Here is a 15517-nt window from a genome sequence, read left to right as displayed (position 1 = left end):
TGCCTGTACCACCTGGTTCGTGATTTATTTCCCGACCTCCTCCTTCTTGGAGGGGGTCTTTTTTTTGTGAATTGAATCGATTTGGGTTGTTTTTGGGCAGTGCCCAATAATTAGGCTCTGCCTAGTACCTTGATGTTTCGCCAGCCGCTATTGTTGGATTATCGATTCAAATCGATTCTGATTTGATTCGTATCGATTCGCGAATTGATTCGCATTTATGGCAGGAAGCATGACTACCGAAAGTGTTGAAATTGTTGACGTTGAGGCTGTGTCCGAGATGCCGAGTTGGACTGAATCGATTCAAGAGGAAGGGGATTGGCTCAAGCCTTCCGAAGCTCAATATCAGGCGATGTTAGATAAGTCTGGTTTCCAAAGAGCTATCTCTGAGTTGACCGGGAAATACAATTGCCCCGTCGATCTCTTAAGGCGTGGGGAAGCGCGAAGAACCGAATACTCGGGATTTGCCGTTTCTCTCGTCAAGGCTTTGCGATCGGGTGACAAGAAATCTCTTGAAGCTTTGCTCAATTTTGTGGATTCCGGAGAAACCAGCAGTGCTCTAACTATTGCCAGTAAGAACAATCAATTAGCTCAGCAGTGCGACAAGGCTGCGGATGAAAACTTTAAGTCCGCGAAGGCTAACTTGAACAGTGGCATGGCTAACTGGAGGATGCTTGGTGGCAGTTTGGCGAAGAAGGTTGCCAAGGAAATTAAGGCGGGTTTCGCCGAGGAGTTCAATGCAGAGATGCGGGAATTGGGTGTGCAAGCCCAAGATGTTTTCGAGGTGGATTGAATATGAAAACTCCTCAGTGGACGGTCAAAGTGTCTCGCAAATACAATCCCGATCGAACGGTGGTTGCATACGGCGAATCGGCGCCGGCAGTCGAGGCTAATGTCATCAAATCTCTCCGAGAAGATTATGGGATTTGGGACGCTAGGGCGATCGAGGTAATTGGTCAAGTAAAAAGTTTGAGAGGGTAGTTATGAAAGAACCAAATGACAGCCAAATTGAACGTATGGTCGTCGGTGCAGTCTGTGTGAGCGGGCTTGCAATTTTTGCTATTGGATATGATGCCGGTTTTGGGCAAGGGCTTCGGCAACAAAAGTCTCCAACAGTGATTTTCGGCACTCAAATTATTAACAACAGTGTCAATTATTGGTCGCGAGATGCTGGGACGGTCTCAAATAGCGAGCAGCCAAAACAAGAATCCACTTCGGATAAGTAGGGGCTAAGTTGCGATGCGAAAAATGTAGTTCCAAATGTTTGCGGTGTGGTCGCTGCCAGTGTGCTAGGGCGATCGAGGTAGTTAGTCAAATTCAAGGTTTAAGAGCTCAATTGGCAAAAGAGGAGGAACAATAATGCTTTCAAGGGTTGTAGGTCATAATCCTATGTCGCCGGTTCTCCGACAAAACTTAGGCGATATCGGTCTCGCCAAGGTAGCGAATTGCACGGATGAAGAAGTTCACGAAAGTTCGGTTAATAAGAAGAAGTGGCAGCAGCAAGCCCGACGCTCAAAGATTTATGTTGCGAATCAAAAGGCGATTTTGGATTGCATCAAAAGGATCGAAGAGCTTGCGCTGGAGCTTCTTGAATACGGATTTGATACAGATGAAAAAATAACGGGGCTTGTTGCCAAGGGCATTGAAGGGGGAGCCAAATATAAGGCTGCGGTACTTTACCGCAAGGAGCAAGCAAGGCTTTCTGTACTCAAAACCGAGGCTCAATTTGCTGCCGACATGGGATTCGCGCAAGCGAAGACAGGCGGAGAAATCGGCTTGATAGCCGATCGCTACGGCATTGATATCAAGTTTCTCCAAGCTGGCTTTAAAACTCAGTCGGCCGCCTTAGAACCACAGCTTAAAGCCAGTGCGGATGCCAAAAATCAAGAGGCGATCGCCCGCCAGCAGCAAGAAGCTTACTGGAAAGGCGAAACCACTACTTCTGGAGGCCAAAAAACTTTGGGTGGCGGCTTGTTTGGCTCGATTTCTAAATCTTTGGCTGGATGGTTTAAAGTATGAAGTTTCCATTTTTTAGAGATCGCGATCGCGAAAAGCTTGAGGCTTATCGCAGAGTCTTGGAAGCTTACGCTGACCCAAATAACTGGTCAAATGTCAGTTGTTTTGGACACATTAAACGCCGACGGTGGTGCGGTGGCAACGACGGCATGGATTTAGCTAAAAAAGTATTGGAGCAAGATGATGGACGGAACTCTTGAAGGGTACGCAGCTTACGAGGACTGGGAGGCTCAGCAACCGAAACCACAAGTTGCCGAGCCGGGAGAAAAGCGGATCGCATTTTCTCGGAATGCTTACAGAGTAGCTCATTTTGGCTTGATAGCCAGTGGCACTGCATCCGCGGTACTTATTTTTAGAATGATTCCCTGGTTGTCGTTTGGCAGTTTTGCTATCCGAATAATTGCGACCGCGGTGGTTGGCAAGGAGGCTCTTTTTGGCGCGGACGACGATCGTCCTGGATATCAGGCGGCTGCCACCGCGATCGCTCTCGGCTCTGCGGCTGGTGAGTGGGATGCAATTTTGGCAATCTTTGGTGCTGTTGGTGACTTCCTCTCTTTGTACGGGGGGTCGATCGTGGTTGGGTTGTTGATGGTGTGTGTCCTTGTGGCGTGGCTGTGGGGAGGTCGCAATGTCTCGACTTAAGATTTCACTTGCTCTGCTTGCTGGTTGCGCTGGCTTTGTTCTTGCCGGCGCAAGCCTTCCGGTTGACACCCAACTAACGATTCGCACCAAACTTGGCAAGCGAACTTATCCTCACTGGTTAGTCCAGCCCGATAGCAAGATTGTCAAAACTGAGGGCGCTTCCGGCTTGATTCGGCTGCTTGGTGGGTTAGCTAGCTTCGCTAGCTTTGGGGCTGCTCTACACTTCGCTGGCAGTGACGAACGCGAACAGCGGCTATTTTGGGCTGGACAGGTTGCCAGCGACGATATCCAGCAAAAAGAAAATCAGACAACGGCCGAAATCGGTGCAGGGGTTCGCCTCAAAAAATTACAACTTGAGGCGCAGGCAGATATCGATCTTTTTACTTTGCAGCTTCAGCAAAAATTCAAGGAGGCGATCGGATTTACTCCAGTGCCATCCCAGCCAGCGTTACCTCACGGTAAGCCGGGAACACTGGATGACATTACAAATCCAGGTGACAAAATTGATGTCGGAGAACAAGTTAAAAGTGCGATCGAACCCGGTGATTCCCTGACTCAATCTTTGCTGAAAAGCCAAATCAGTAGCGCAGTTTTTGCAGGGTTTTTGAAGCTTATTGGAACCCCTGGATCGGGAAAGACTACTCTAACGAGCGCGTTGATTCGTTGTCGCATCAGTCGAGGACATCGATTGATAATTATAAACTCCCACAAGCGTAAATCAATGTACCGAGGAATTGAAAAATTCCTCATCAAAGGGACGAAGATTTACGGTATTGGTTTGGGTGACAAGGAACGGGCGAAAAGCTTGCTGGATGGCTTGAATAAAATTCTTGAGATTTTATCCAAGCGATACGATGAATATCAGAATGATGATGAGGGAACTTACCATCATTTTCCTATCACCTTACTCCTTGAGGAGATAGGTGAGTGGCAGCCTCTTTTGGCTTTAATCTTGCCGCCTACTGAGGTTGAAAATATCTTGCAAACTTTTTGGCTAAAGCTTTTTATAGCGGCCAGGAAGGGAAAGGTTTTTCCTCTTGTTACAGCTCAGACTGATACTCAGGCAATGTTCAAGGCGAAAAATTTGTCGGAATTGTTTAAACAGTCCGGTGCTATTACCTTGTTGCTGACCGCCGTACCAGATAAGGACTCTGAAGACGGGTGGAAGCCTTCGGGGCAAGGCAAACTTAAATCACCCAATTCTGTACCAATTGATGTTTCTATTCCTGATGCACGATCGCTGATTGACGATGTGGATCATTTTGGGGATTGCGAAATATTTCTCGAATCATTTGCTACAGATTATCCCACTGAGTCAGTGGTGGAGATTCCACCAGTCTCCACCACCTCTCCACCGCCTCTCCACCAACCTATTCACCACCTGGAATCCTTGCTGCACCGGAAATACAACGCAGTCAACCCGATTCCGGAAAATTGGGAGTTTCCTGATCCAACGCAGTCATTGACCCCCGAAGTGCGTGCGGTGGTGGTTGCCTGTAAGCGTAGCGGGCTATCTCAGAATGCTGCTATTTTGGCGATATGGGGGGTTGCTAAATCTGGTAGCGATAAGCGCTACGAGTCTGCTAGAAATCACTATCAATCCGTAGTTATTTAGGGAGGCAAATAACAAATGGAAGAAGGGTCGTTGACAAAAGATATTCAATGCCCGCAATGTGGATCGGTGGATATTAAGTTCGACAAAGATTATGGATTTTACACCTGTAATGCTTGTGATCATGCTTGGGCTTATTCCAAGGATGACCCAGATTTTGATGAGCTTGATGAAGATATTGACTTAAATTAACAGCGTAATTGCAAGGTCGCTCCTTGTTTCTTTATGTTTGAGCGAAAGTTGAAATGGGGTATCCAAAGATATTTGAACCCGGTCACGACGAGGGGTTCAAGGAGTTCAGCCAAAACAATGATTATGAGATTGCTGAATGATGCGTCTGCAACAGATTTAATGTTGGTTCCTGGAATTCTGAAAGAATTTGAGGAGTTGCCTGCATGGCTTAAATTGCGATTCCAAAAAGGTTCCCTTTATCAAGACGAGGATCGAGTTTTTGGGTGGTGTAGGGATGATCAAATTCAGGCAGTTGAGTTGCCTGTGTACTTGGATATGTTTTCTTACGACAATGGAAATGAGAATCGCATTGTTAAATATATTAGGGTTGGTGTATCAGACGAAGAAGGTTTTGCCCCCGCTATTGATTTACCTTTTGATGGAGTTCGTGTTGAAGTCCCTGTTGCCCCTGGTTATGATTTTGACTATACTTTTTTCACCATGTGGGAGCACGGCTGGGCGTCACCTTGCGAAATTCAATGGAGCTGGTTTGAGAGACCTCGTTGCTCGGATCTAGATGGGTATGTGGTAGAACGATCGATCATTCCTCATGGCTTTTGGAAAGCTTGGGAATGGTATCCAGATTGCTGGCGGGATTACTACGACAAACGTCCTGAGCTTTTTGAGGATGCTGAGTGGTGGGGTACCCCGATGCCGATTCGTCACGAGCCACCGAATGACCCCTATGCAGCGGTACTGGGTGGAGCAAATAAGCACGACGTTGAAATATTTTTTCTTGACTCTTGACTTTTCGGTCAGGGTGAGATAGATTTTTTGTTGTGCAGGGACAGTTGAAAGCAGGCGAACACTTGATCTGGAAGTGTCGCCCTGTCACGGCGGAAGTTGCGGGTTCGAGCCCCGTCTGTCCCGTTCTCTCGAAAGTTTAGGGTTGTAATAAACTTTTTTCTGGATTAAGCAGGAGGCAAACATGACTGCGACGCTCATTCATCCCTCTCCAGAAAAAACCACACAACGGGTGGTACTATCTAGTATCAGTTGGCAGACTTACCAAAGCTTGTTAGCAGAAGCTGGAGACAACAGGTCTTCGCGGTTTTCATATTTTCAAGAAGTATTAGAAATTATCATGCCATCAGATTTGCATGAAACTGTTAATTGTTTGCTAAAACAGTTTGTGACTACTTTAAGCGATGAATTAAAGTTGAAACGTAAGGGATTTGGTTCGACAACTCTCAATCGTGAAGATTTAAAACAAGGTGCCGAACCAGATTCCTGTTTTTATATCCAAAATGTCGATCGCATTCGTGGCAGAAAAATTAACTTATCAATTGACCCGCCACCAGATTTAATCATTGAAGTCGATCTTACCAGTCCATCTACTAATCGCTTTAGTATTTACAAAAACCTGGGAGTTCCTGAAATTTGGAGATATCTCGGAGAGACTGTACAATTTTTTCAATTTCAGAACGGAGAATATGTAATCTGTGAATGTAGTGCCACTTTTCCGATTGTTTCTTCAGAAATAATCACTCAATTTTTGCAGATGGCCGAGACGGAGGATGATATGACTATAATTGACGCTTTGCGAGTATGGGTGAGGGAGCAGTTGCGATCGCCCGAAAATGAATAATACTTAACTTAATTTAACTAATTCCTTTCTCCCACGGACGATCGACTCAAAGGTGTGGGATAATAAACGGTCGGAATATCTGATATGTCAAAACCAGGGCGATCGGCACTAGGATCGGAATAGCCACTAGCAGTCCCCATTTACCAAACTTAAGTTTTTGACCGTCCGATTTGAACAGGAAAGTCACAGCGACAATTCCCATGAGTACCCAAAGACCACCGAAGCCCATGAAGACTGTATATCCTGCGTCTTCCATTTTTCCCCCTGCTTTTAGTAGCAATCAATCTTTAATCTTAGTTGCAGTTTGTTTCTGTTGAAATCTGCAAATCGGTCGATCGCACTTACTCAATTTAACTCTATTCCAACTTTGCCCGACAGCGACCTTCAATTTCGCACTCGATCCGCGCAGTTCGATCGCTCATAATACTTGCTAAGTCCGGTCTTCCCGTCAAAGGCAGCCGCCAATCAGCCCAAATTCCGTACAGCCAATTCGCGATCGCCCCAACAATCGGCAACTTAGTCACAGCATAGACCCAACCAATCCCCAAAATCTCGTAGATCCGCCGAAATACCTCAACATTTTTAATTGCCGTACCGTCGGGTAACACCGCGTGAATCCGGCCCATCGCCGTTTCGTAGTCGATTCCGCCGTGGGCTTGGGGGTTGTAGTCATCCTCCGCAATATCCACAAACGACACCAAACCTCGGCCCGCGTCCCGCTTTTTCAAGAAATTGACCTCCCGCACGCACAGCGGACATTCACCGTCGTACAAAAGCTCAATCTGCCAAGATGGCTTAATTTCAACAGATTCGGGAAATTCAGTTTTAGCAGTAGACATAGGGAAATTTATTTTAATGGCGATCGCACACAAACATTTTACCTGAAGACGAGCGGAAAGCCGCTGACTTCAGGCTCAGGCATGGGGATGAACGCGGCCCAGACTTGAGTCGCAAGAGAAACGATTACCAGGCTGTTTCTCGCAGTCAAATTTATAAACTAGCACGCTTATTTTATCAAAAAATGATATCATAGATTCATGTTAACAGTAACTCACGAGTACAAACTTCGACCTAATAAACACCAAGTCGAAATATTTGAGACTTGGTTAAACGTTTGTCGTCAGGTATATAACTATGCCTTGAGAGAACGGAAGGATTGGGTAAATTCTCGCAAGTCTCCTGTTAATGCTTGTTCGATAGTTGGTGAATATATCATCTCACCAGACACACCTAGACCTACCTATGCTAGTCAGTGTAAAAATCTAGCAAGAGCTAAGAAGATTTATTCCGAATTAAAGGTTCCGCATTCGCAAGTGTTGCAGCAAACATTAAAGGTGTTAGAATCGGCATTTGTGGCAATGTGGGATCGAGGACATGGTTTTCCACGCTTTAAAAAAAGGCTGCGCTCGTTTGTGTTTCCGGCTGTCAAAGATGCAGCAGTGGAGAATGGACGGGTTAATCTGCCAAAAATTGGTTGGGTCAGGTTGAAGATGTCTAGGCCTGTACCAGAGGGTTTTCTCCTGGCGCAAATTAGAGTAGTTAAAAAGGCTTCTGGTTATTTTGTAATGCTGACTTATCGGTTAGCGGTAAATATACCGGACATTCTCCCGTCGGGACATCATCTAGGTGTGGATATCGGACTAGATAAATACTTGGCAACCTCTGATGGAGAATTGGTAAATCGACCGAGATTCTTTAATGCACTTCACCGCGAGTTGAAATTACTGCAACGAAGATTAAAGCATAAGAGAAAAGGGTCTAATAACTGGCTAAAGCTTCAAAGAAAAATTTCTCAAATTTATCAAAGAATTAGCGATACTCGAAAGGATTGGCATTATAAATTAGCTCATCGGCTGTGCGACCAAGCGTCCATGATATTTGTTGAAAATATCAATTTTAAGGCTTGGGCTAAGGGGTTGTTTGGTAAACATACTTTAGATGCAGCTTATGGTCAATTTTTTTCCATCCTGTCTCATGTGTGCTGGAAGCGTGGGGTGTATTTTGCCCAAGTAGACAAGAACTATACCAGTCAAACCTGCCCTAATTGTGGAACGCGAAAGATTCGCGGACGTTGTTGGGAAGAGAGCCCTCTTGGTTTCAGTGGTTATATAACCTGTCAGTCATACCTCACCTTTTTGAGAAAGGCTATATACGACCCACAGAGATGTAGCAGCAGCACAGGTGATTAGAAATCGAGGTATCCTTGCGGTTGGACAGCCCGTGAGTCAAATTGCTTCGGGAGGCGTACTGTCGGGAGTCCATAGGAATATCGGGCTAGATAAGGAATAGAAATTAAATAACTTAAGCAAATTTGTGGGATGGGCGGGAGAGCCCGTGCAGAAAGGACGGGCGGGACGCCCATCCCACAACAATCATCGAGCGTGTAAGTTATTAAATTTTCATTCCTAAGTGCCTTTGAGAGAAGAATCCCCCCGATTCATCGGTGGGGAGTGTCAAAAGAATTAATAATTATCGATCGCGCCGACCGCATCCCTGCCGCAGTTATTCCTGCTTTAAAAAATAGGCCCAAAGGTCAATCCAGTCTTGGGCGCCGACAATGCTAATATCGTCAAGATGCCGTCTGCTCAAAAAGCCCGAGACTTTCGCCCGATCGCTAATTAGCCTATTTATCGAGCAATTCCAGGCAAACCAACTGGCAAACACAATTTTTAAGGCGGCAACAAAATATAATAAAATTTGTAGTCACAGCCACAGCAAATCCCCCAACCAGTAAATTGCCCCCAATCTAAAAGCAAAAAGATAAATGAACGTCAGAGTCCGTCTAGCCCCCAGTCCCACCGGAAACCTCCACATCGGTACCGCCAGAACCGCCGTATTTAACTGGCTGTTTGCCCGCAACCAAGGCGGAACATTCATCCTGCGGGTAGAAGACACAGACGTAGAACGTTCTAAAAGCGAATACACCGACAACATCCTCGAAGGACTCACCTGGCTGGGTATGAACTGGGACGAAGGCCCGAGTTTTCAGTCCCAGCGTCTGGAAATCTACCGCCAAACAGTCCAAACCCTTCTCGACAAAGGACTCGCTTACCGCTGCTACACCACGTCAGCAGAACTTGACGAGATGCGGGAAGCACAAAAAGCCAACAAACAGGCCCCCCGCTACGACAACCGCCACCGCCACCTGACGGAGGAACAGCGCGCAGCTTTTGAAGCAGAAGGGCGGCAAGCTGTGATTCGGTTTATCATTGAGGACGATCGCACGATCGCGTGGAACGACATGGTGCGCGACACCGTAACCTGGAAAGGTAGCGACCTCGGCGGCGATATGGTAATCGCCCGCGCATCCAGCGGCGGCCTCATCGGCCAGCCCCTCTACAACCTCGCCGTAGTCGCCGACGACATCGACATGGCCATCACCCACGTCATCCGCGGCGAAGATCACATCGGCAATACTCCGAAACAAATATTGCTTTACGAAGCTTTGGGCGCGACAATCCCAGAATTTGCCCACACACCGCTGATTTTAAACGCGCAAGGGCAAAAACTTTCTAAACGCGACGGCGTTACCTCGATTTCTGACTTCAAAGATATGGGTTATATCCCCGAAGCTTTAGTCAATTACATGACTTTGCTGGGTTGGACTGCGCCGGATTCTACGCAAGAAATATTTACATTGTCCGAAGCTGCGGCAGTCTTTACATTCGATCGAGTCAACAAAGCCGGTGCAAAATTTGATTGGGATAAACTCAATTGGCTTAACGGTCAATACCTGCACAAGATGCCTGTGCCGCAATTGACAGATTTGCTGATACCTTATTGGCAGAAAGCCGGTTATGAGTTTGATTCTAAGGCCGATCGCCCTTGGCTCGAACAAATAGCTGCTTTAATCGGCCCGAGTCTCGTTCGCTTAACCGATGCTGTCGGTATGTGCAAGTTGTTCTTCTTGCCAACTTTGGAATACGAAGAAGAAGCACTCGCACAGTTGCAGCAATCAGGCGCTGCACAGGCTTTACAAGCAGTTCAAGAAGCTCTGGAAAGTCATCCCACCCTAATAGCAGCAGAAGCTCAGAAAATCACTAAAAAGCTCAGTAAAGAGAAAAATCTTAACAAAGGGCTGATTATGCGATCGCTCAGAGCCGCTCTGACAGGTGCAATGCACGGCCCCGACCTGATAGAATCTTGGGTAATCCTTCACCAGCGGGGGACGGCTAAAACCCGCTTGCTTGATGCCATTAGCAACTTGAATTTGCCGGCAGTTGGTGTTGCGGCCGAAACTCCTAGCCTAGAACAACCCAAAGCCGAAACTCCCGCCGAAATTTCCGAGCGGGAACAGCCAGCAGTCGAGGTTTCAACAGTCGAAACACAGGCGGTTGAACTATCAGCAGCAGAGGTTACAGCAGTCGAAACACCGACTCTTGAAACAGTCGAAACGCCTTTGGTAGAACCAGCAGCAGAGGTTACAGCAGTCGAAACACCGACTCTTGAACCAGCAGCGGAAGTTACAGCAGTCGAAACGCCGACTATTGAACCAGCAGCGGAAGTTACAGCAGTCGAAACGCCGACTATTGAACCAGCAGCGGAAGTTACAGCAGTCGAAACACCGGCTGTTTCAACAGTCGGAACGGAGGTTTCAGCAGTCGATATTTCGGCAGTTGAAACAGCCGCAGCAGCAGTTGAAATACCTGCCGCCAATCAGCAAAAAACTATTGCGAGTGGAGAAATGACTTCATCAAACGAACCAGAAACAACCGTTATCATCACCGAAATTCCTGCTGAAAATGAAGCAGACAGTTCGAGCGGTAGCACAAAAGTCATCATTACCGAAGAACCAAATCAGACACAGCAGATCAAAGAACAAATTATTTCAATTTTGTCGGAGTTTCCTGCTTACATCGGCAGCTTTTACGAGCAGTACAAAAGTCCCTTGACAGTTGTCGGTGTCATATTAGCCTCGATTGTTTCTTTGAAAGTGCTTTTGGGCATTGTAGACGAACTCAACGACATCCCCCTGCTAGCACCCACATTCGAGCTAATTGGTATCGGATACAGCGCCTGGTTTATCTACCGCTATTTGCTCCGCTCTTCCAACCGCCAACAATTAGGTCAAGAAATTCAAGCTTTGAAAGAACAAGTTTTTGGCAAAAAGTCCTAAATTTTTGTTGGTAATTTGTTGATTTTGTACCCGATACTGACAAGTTTAAATATGTTGTCAGTGTCGGGTTTTTTAATGAAGGAAGTTCGGCAACGGATTGTGTAACGGATGGAAGGTAGAAGGTAGAAGGTAGAAGGTAGAAGGTAGAAGATAGCCGTAGGGTGCGTCGAAGAAAGAAAAATCCCTCAATACAAACCCAAAATCTGACAGCGACGCACCAGCCATAGCGAGCAGACTCGTAAACAAAACAACTGTTTGTCTTGTTTGCTTAACTATCGTTTCATACCAAATTCTGGTTATTCATCCCCGTTATGAATTGTCTGGTGCGTCGCTGTTTGGGGCATGAAAACTGAATAACTTAAGCAACTTTGCTTCCCGATTTTTGTTCCAGTAAGGACGAAGGGGGGATAGTCGCCTAGGTTATTAAATTTTCATTCCTTAGATGTTCGGGCAATATTCTCTTTCCGATTAGATGTGATGTTGCTTTTCCTACTAAAAATTTATCGAATATGTATAATGGTGCACTTAAAAATCCTAATTTATTCAAAATCATTGCTTTCATGACTTGTCCTGGGTTCAGAAGTTCTTGGGTTCTTATTCCTACTATGAAAGTTGAATTCTTCTACTAATTCCATCTCGTCCATAGCACAATACCGTTTACTTAAGACCGCCCTGGGGGTAAAACCCTATGAAAAATAGATACGGAGATTGCTTCGTTCCTCTCGAAGTAGCATCTTAAGTAAACCGTATTGGTCTATAGCAATCCTAAATCATTTGTAAATTTCTTACTCCCTCCCCGAACTCGCTCTGAGGGTTGGCGTGGGGTAAAAAATTTACGACTCCTGCAAAGATTGCTATAGTAGAAGATTTAATTCGAGCAGAAGAAGCACATCTACAGCAACTCGAACAGCAAAATCAGCAACTAGAACAGCAAGTTAATGCAGAAAGGCAGCACGTAGAAAGATTGAAACAGTGGCTTCGAGAATTGGAGGTAGACCTGGATACAGCACTTTAAATTGCAATGCAAAGTCTGATGTAACGTCTGGATTAATTGGTCAGCTCTTTTCTGAAGATAGCAATCACAATCATATTGGTTCGTAGTGAGGACTTTAGTCCTCATAATTAAAGGACTAAATTCCTCACTACGAACCGTTTTTATTAGGAATGATTGATTGGACGCGATCTGATATAGAGTCTGATTTTTTAAAGAAGTCGAGCCTGTGGGTATTCTATGAATGCCTGGTTATCATACAATGATTGTAGATTAAGTGATTTTCTACGGGTCAAAGTCGTGGCTTTCAAAATTGGTTTGCTAGGTTTGGGTACGGTTGGCGCGGGAACAGCAGAGATTTTGCTCTCCCCAGATGGGCGCCATCCGCTGTTGCAGGAATTGGAAATCTATCGGGTGGGAGTGCGCGATATTTCTCGAACTCGGTCTTTACAATTGCCAGAAAATGTGCTGACAACTGACCTAGAGGCGATCGCGACTGACCCGGAAATTGATATTGTAGTAGAACTGATTGGCGGATTGGAACCGGCGCGATCGCTCATTCTGAAAGCGATCGACAACGGGAAGCACGTAGTCACCGCCAACAAAGCAGTTATCGCCCGCTACGGTAATGAAATCTTCGACGCTGCTAACGCAAAAGGCGTTTATGTAATGCTAGAAGCTGCGGTGGGCGGCGGCATTCCGGTCATTCAAACCCTCAAACAATCTTTAGGTGCAAACCGCATCAAAAGTGTCACCGGCATCGTTAACGGCACAACTAATTACATCCTGACGCGGATGCAGACAGAAGGTGCAGACTTTGGCGAAGTCCTCGCGGACGCTCAGCAATTAGGTTATGCTGAAGCTGACCCTACAGCAGATGTGGATGGATGGGATGCTGCTGATAAAATTGCTATTTTAGCTTCGTTAGCTTTTGGCGGACGCATCAATTTAGCAGATATTCACTGCGAAGGTATCAGGCAAGTTAGCGCGGCTGATATTGACTACGCCGACAAGCTGGGATTTACGATCAAATTGCTGGCTATTGCTCAAGAAACTAGCAAAATTTCCGAACATAATGGGGATGCAGAAGGGGAACTCCTCTCGATTCGGGTGCATCCTACTTTTGTGCCGAAAGCTCATCCGCTGGCGAGTGTTAACGGTGTTTATAATGCCATTTTAGTCGAAGGAGATGCGATCGGGCAATTGATGCTTTACGGGCGCGGTGCGGGGGCTGGGCCCACAGCCAGCGCGGTAGTATCCGACATTTTGAATGTGGCTGCTATCCTGAAAACCGAAACTGTGCCGATTCCCCATCCTTTGCTGAGTTGCACTCACCAACACTACTGCAAAATAGCAGAAATGCAGGAACTTGTGACTCGGTTTTACGCGCGTTTTCTGACGCGGGATACGCCCGGGGTAATTGGCAAACTTGGCACTTGTTTCGGCAACCACCAAGTTAGTTTGGAGTCCATTGTGCAGACGGGAATTCACGGCGATTTAGCAGAAATTGTTGTCGTGACTCACGATGTTCGGGAAGGTAATTTCCAACAAGCACTCGATGAAATTCGCGCGATGGAAGCAGTCGATAGTATTGCGAGCACGTTGCGAGTTTTGTAAGAATTGCACAAGGTTATACCAATTTTTTATGAGGTTGCATAGAATCCGATCCCCCCTTAGCTTGCCCCCTACTCCCCCTTAATAAGGGGGGGACAAGATTCCGATCAAAGTCCCCCTTCTTAAGGGGGATTTAGGGGGATCGAGATATGTGCAACTTCACATTAAATTGGTATTAGTAGTGAGGACTTTAGTCCTTCTTTTCCTGAGGACTAAAGTCCTCACTACGAACCTTTTTTAGATTGTTTTTAATTTAGTATGGATCAATAAAATTGGATTTTGTCGATCGCCCTACAGGAAGGCACTTGCTAGATTCCCTCTACGAAAAGTTTGCCAAACCCCAACTCCACGATACTGAGGATCCCAGCAATCCGTCAATTTATGTTCGGCACGCAGAGGGGCAAGTTGTTGATGGAAATTATACCATAGAAAAAGTGTTTGAAGACTCGCGCACTGGTTTTTATGCTGAAAGTCGCCTTCCGGTTTCTGGGAATAATCCGCCCGTGCTCGTGATTCGCGGATACGGTTCGTGGTATCCTTTCGATCGCGTTTTGGAAGATACACCCGATGTATTTATGGCCAAAGTACAACGCCAGTTAAAAGCGGCGGAAACTGTAGGCGCTATAGATTGGCTTAAACAGCAATTTCGCAGCGGAAATCCGGCGGATGTCATCGGAGAAAGTTTGGGCGGCAAAGTTGCTCAGCAAATTGTAGCAAAATATCCGGGTTATCTGCGATCGACTGTAACGTTTAATTCTTTGGGCGTTGCGGAAAAGTTAGCTGAAACTTGCACCGCTAACAATGTTTTTCACTACTTTACTTTAGGCGAAAGGTATGCTTTCTGGGCAAATGGAGGCGATTACATACCGGGAACGATTTTTGTGATTTCCCAGAAAGGGAAAAACTGGTGGTATAAAATCGAAGAGGCGATCGTCCGAATGGCCCGTTTTGAAGGCAAGTTTCGCAAAAGGCGAGTCCTGGTGGTAATGTTGGCTCAGTGGCTGTTGTTAAATCGGCATAATGCGATCGTCCTCAACAAGAAAAAGCCGGTAGTCGTTGAGATCGATCGCGCGCAACTGCAAATTTTCCGAAAAAGCCGCTTCACCTAAACCCCTACCAAAGCCTTCGATGCGCCCGGTGACTGATTTTCCCGCGCTGCGACGGCGAGTACCAGACAAAGCGCTGCGATCGCTTTTTCCCACTCTTCCTTGACGGCGGTGGGTTGAACCCCATCAAAGGCGCTAACTAACCGAGGAATCGATCGATCTAATGCAAGTCTTGGAATCGATTTGTGCATCTCAACTAAATCAGTTAAACTCTCTTGATTCTTCAGAAAACCGACTACCCATTTTGTAGCATGATCTGGACTATCTGGGACATTTTTAATTCCCAATTCAGTTTGCAACCAATCATAAAAAGCTGGGAGTTTTTGGGATAATATAGCCCCAGCAGCAGGCAAACTTTCTTTAAGCAAAGCAGTATCCAGACTTCCCAAGATTTGATTGAATTCCGGTGAATCCAGCAAGCTGGTTAATGGAAGTGCAAGCAGGGCTTCGGAAGCATCAGAGGATAAATTTAAAGTGCGCGAAAATGTTGATAGCATTGGAAAGTCTCTCAGAAAGATGATGCTTTCACTATGCCAGTAACGCAGAGCAATGAATATGAGCTACCTCATATTAACCCATTTTGATTAGGAATAATTAAATTGAA

General features: G+C 46.1%; 19 protein-coding genes, 1 tRNA gene and 1 pseudogene. 17 read left to right on the top strand and 4 right to left on the bottom strand.

Annotated features, from left to right (window positions below; translation table 11 throughout):
* Nucleotides 1-229 precede the first annotated feature (229 nt).
* The 11 genes from JGK20_RS19205 to JGK20_RS19155 all read left to right on the top strand — a co-directional run bounded on the left by JGK20_RS19205 (nt 230) and on the right by JGK20_RS19155 (nt 6086).
* Complete coding sequence (locus JGK20_RS19205) at nt 230-790, top strand: hypothetical protein (RefSeq protein WP_293231765.1); 561 nt, start codon at nt 230-232, stop codon at nt 788-790.
* A gap of 2 nt (nt 791-792) precedes the next feature.
* Entirely contained in the window at nt 793-978 is a 186-nt protein-coding gene (locus tag JGK20_RS19200) for a hypothetical protein (RefSeq protein WP_293179477.1), read from the top strand.
* A gap of 2 nt (nt 979-980) precedes the next feature.
* Entirely contained in the window at nt 981-1223 is a 243-nt protein-coding gene (locus tag JGK20_RS19195) for a hypothetical protein (RefSeq protein ID WP_293231763.1), read from the top strand.
* 163 nt (nt 1224-1386) lie between these two features.
* Nucleotides 1387-2016 (top strand): hypothetical protein, encoded by a 630-nt coding sequence (locus JGK20_RS19190; protein ID WP_293231761.1) that lies wholly within the window; start codon nt 1387-1389, stop codon nt 2014-2016.
* Nucleotides 2013-2213, top strand: a complete 201-nt coding sequence (locus JGK20_RS19185) for a hypothetical protein (RefSeq protein ID WP_293179486.1) — start codon at nt 2013-2015, stop codon at nt 2211-2213. The genes JGK20_RS19190 and JGK20_RS19185 overlap by 4 nt, the downstream gene beginning before the upstream one ends.
* Nucleotides 2194-2655, top strand: a complete 462-nt coding sequence (locus tag JGK20_RS19180; protein ID WP_293231759.1) for a hypothetical protein — start codon at nt 2194-2196, stop codon at nt 2653-2655. Before JGK20_RS19185 ends, JGK20_RS19180 begins: the two co-directional genes overlap by 20 nt.
* Nucleotides 2642-4270: a hypothetical protein gene (locus JGK20_RS19175; RefSeq protein WP_293213905.1), complete on the top strand. Its 1629-nt coding sequence runs from the start codon at nt 2642-2644 to the stop codon at nt 4268-4270. The genes JGK20_RS19180 and JGK20_RS19175 overlap by 14 nt, the downstream gene beginning before the upstream one ends.
* Before the next feature lie 15 nt (nt 4271-4285).
* Nucleotides 4286-4459 (top strand): hypothetical protein, encoded by a 174-nt coding sequence (locus JGK20_RS19170; protein ID WP_293213903.1) that lies wholly within the window; start codon nt 4286-4288, stop codon nt 4457-4459.
* Nucleotides 4460-4582: 123 nt separating this feature from the next.
* Complete coding sequence (locus JGK20_RS19165) at nt 4583-5245, top strand: hypothetical protein (RefSeq protein ID WP_293213901.1); 663 nt, start codon at nt 4583-4585, stop codon at nt 5243-5245.
* Between the two features lie 37 nt (nt 5246-5282).
* A tRNA-OTHER gene (locus tag JGK20_RS19160) sits at nt 5283-5368 on the top strand.
* 58 nt (nt 5369-5426) lie between these two features.
* Nucleotides 5427-6086, top strand: a complete 660-nt coding sequence (locus JGK20_RS19155; RefSeq protein WP_293179502.1) for a Uma2 family endonuclease — start codon at nt 5427-5429, stop codon at nt 6084-6086.
* Between the two features lie 46 nt (nt 6087-6132).
* Here the strand turns inward: JGK20_RS19155 and JGK20_RS19150 are convergent, their stop codons facing one another.
* Entirely contained in the window at nt 6133-6342 is a 210-nt protein-coding gene (locus JGK20_RS19150; RefSeq protein WP_293191312.1) for a hypothetical protein, read from the bottom strand.
* Nucleotides 6343-6442: 100 nt separating this feature from the next.
* Entirely contained in the window at nt 6443-6925 is a 483-nt protein-coding gene (locus JGK20_RS19145) for a DUF393 domain-containing protein (protein ID WP_293179508.1), read from the bottom strand.
* A 198-nt stretch (nt 6926-7123) separates the two neighbouring features.
* On the opposite strand from JGK20_RS19145, the gene JGK20_RS19140 reads away from it, so the two are divergent.
* From JGK20_RS19140 to JGK20_RS19130, 3 genes and pseudogenes are all read left to right on the top strand, one after another.
* Complete coding sequence (locus JGK20_RS19140; protein WP_366039182.1) at nt 7124-8275, top strand: transposase; 1152 nt, start codon at nt 7124-7126, stop codon at nt 8273-8275.
* A gap of 575 nt (nt 8276-8850) precedes the next feature.
* Nucleotides 8851-10284 (top strand): annotated as a pseudogene (gltX, locus tag JGK20_RS19135) (glutamate--tRNA ligase); the annotation flags it as partial.
* Nucleotides 10285-10770: 486 nt separating this feature from the next.
* Complete coding sequence (locus tag JGK20_RS19130; protein ID WP_293182875.1) at nt 10771-11202, top strand: CAAD domain-containing protein; 432 nt, start codon at nt 10771-10773, stop codon at nt 11200-11202.
* Nucleotides 11203-11617: 415 nt separating this feature from the next.
* Here the strand turns inward: JGK20_RS19130 and JGK20_RS19125 are convergent, their stop codons facing one another.
* On the bottom strand, nt 11618-11755 hold the full coding sequence (locus tag JGK20_RS19125) for a DUF4277 domain-containing protein (protein WP_293182873.1): 138 nt from the start codon (nt 11753-11755) through the stop codon (nt 11618-11620).
* Between the two features lie 261 nt (nt 11756-12016).
* Here JGK20_RS19125 and JGK20_RS19120 point away from each other — a divergent pair, with 261 nt between their 5' ends.
* The 3 genes from JGK20_RS19120 to JGK20_RS19110 all read left to right on the top strand — a co-directional run bounded on the left by JGK20_RS19120 (nt 12017) and on the right by JGK20_RS19110 (nt 14916).
* Nucleotides 12017-12217 (top strand): hypothetical protein, encoded by a 201-nt coding sequence (locus JGK20_RS19120; protein ID WP_293182867.1) that lies wholly within the window; start codon nt 12017-12019, stop codon nt 12215-12217.
* A 276-nt stretch (nt 12218-12493) separates the two neighbouring features.
* A complete protein-coding gene (locus tag JGK20_RS19115) occupies nt 12494-13810 on the top strand; it encodes a homoserine dehydrogenase (RefSeq protein WP_293182865.1) in 1317 nt (438 codons plus the stop codon).
* A gap of 269 nt (nt 13811-14079) precedes the next feature.
* Nucleotides 14080-14916 (top strand): hypothetical protein, encoded by an 837-nt coding sequence (locus JGK20_RS19110; protein WP_293231757.1) that lies wholly within the window; start codon nt 14080-14082, stop codon nt 14914-14916.
* On the opposite strand, the gene JGK20_RS19105 is transcribed toward JGK20_RS19110, so the two are convergent.
* On the bottom strand, nt 14913-15410 hold the full coding sequence (locus JGK20_RS19105; RefSeq protein ID WP_293197311.1) for a hypothetical protein: 498 nt from the start codon (nt 15408-15410) through the stop codon (nt 14913-14915). The two genes, JGK20_RS19110 and JGK20_RS19105, sit on opposite strands and share 4 nt — an antisense overlap.
* Between the last annotated feature and the right edge of the window lie 107 nt (nt 15411-15517).

It is taken from the genome of Microcoleus sp. PH2017_05_CCC_O_A (assembly GCF_020738785.1).
Lineage (GTDB): Bacteria > Cyanobacteriota > Cyanobacteriia > Cyanobacteriales > Microcoleaceae > Microcoleus.
Note: the sequence above shows the minus strand (reverse complement) of the source record. Positions and strands in the feature narration are given on the sequence as shown.

Coding starts and splice junctions, on each gene's coding strand:
- JGK20_RS19205 (WP_293231765.1), top strand. CDS start 230: ATGACTACCGAAAGTGTTGAAATTGTTGACGTTGAGGCTGTGTCCGAG.
- JGK20_RS19200 (WP_293179477.1), top strand. CDS start 793: ATGAAAACTCCTCAGTGGACGGTCAAAGTGTCTCGCAAATACAATCCC.
- JGK20_RS19195 (WP_293231763.1), top strand. CDS start 981: ATGAAAGAACCAAATGACAGCCAAATTGAACGTATGGTCGTCGGTGCA.
- JGK20_RS19190 (WP_293231761.1), top strand. CDS start 1,387: ATGTCGCCGGTTCTCCGACAAAACTTAGGCGATATCGGTCTCGCCAAG.
- JGK20_RS19185 (WP_293179486.1), top strand. CDS start 2,013: ATGAAGTTTCCATTTTTTAGAGATCGCGATCGCGAAAAGCTTGAGGCT.
- JGK20_RS19180 (WP_293231759.1), top strand. CDS start 2,194: ATGATGGACGGAACTCTTGAAGGGTACGCAGCTTACGAGGACTGGGAG.
- JGK20_RS19175 (WP_293213905.1), top strand. CDS start 2,642: ATGTCTCGACTTAAGATTTCACTTGCTCTGCTTGCTGGTTGCGCTGGC.
- JGK20_RS19170 (WP_293213903.1), top strand. CDS start 4,286: ATGGAAGAAGGGTCGTTGACAAAAGATATTCAATGCCCGCAATGTGGA.
- JGK20_RS19165 (WP_293213901.1), top strand. CDS start 4,583: ATGAGATTGCTGAATGATGCGTCTGCAACAGATTTAATGTTGGTTCCT.
- JGK20_RS19155 (WP_293179502.1), top strand. CDS start 5,427: ATGACTGCGACGCTCATTCATCCCTCTCCAGAAAAAACCACACAACGG.
- JGK20_RS19150 (WP_293191312.1), bottom strand. CDS start 6,342: ATGGAAGACGCAGGATATACAGTCTTCATGGGCTTCGGTGGTCTTTGG.
- JGK20_RS19145 (WP_293179508.1), bottom strand. CDS start 6,925: ATGTCTACTGCTAAAACTGAATTTCCCGAATCTGTTGAAATTAAGCCA.
- JGK20_RS19140 (WP_366039182.1), top strand. CDS start 7,124: ATGTTAACAGTAACTCACGAGTACAAACTTCGACCTAATAAACACCAA.
- JGK20_RS19130 (WP_293182875.1), top strand. CDS start 10,771: ATGACTTCATCAAACGAACCAGAAACAACCGTTATCATCACCGAAATT.
- JGK20_RS19125 (WP_293182873.1), bottom strand. CDS start 11,755: ATGATTTTGAATAAATTAGGATTTTTAAGTGCACCATTATACATATTC.
- JGK20_RS19105 (WP_293197311.1), bottom strand. CDS start 15,410: ATGCTATCAACATTTTCGCGCACTTTAAATTTATCCTCTGATGCTTCC.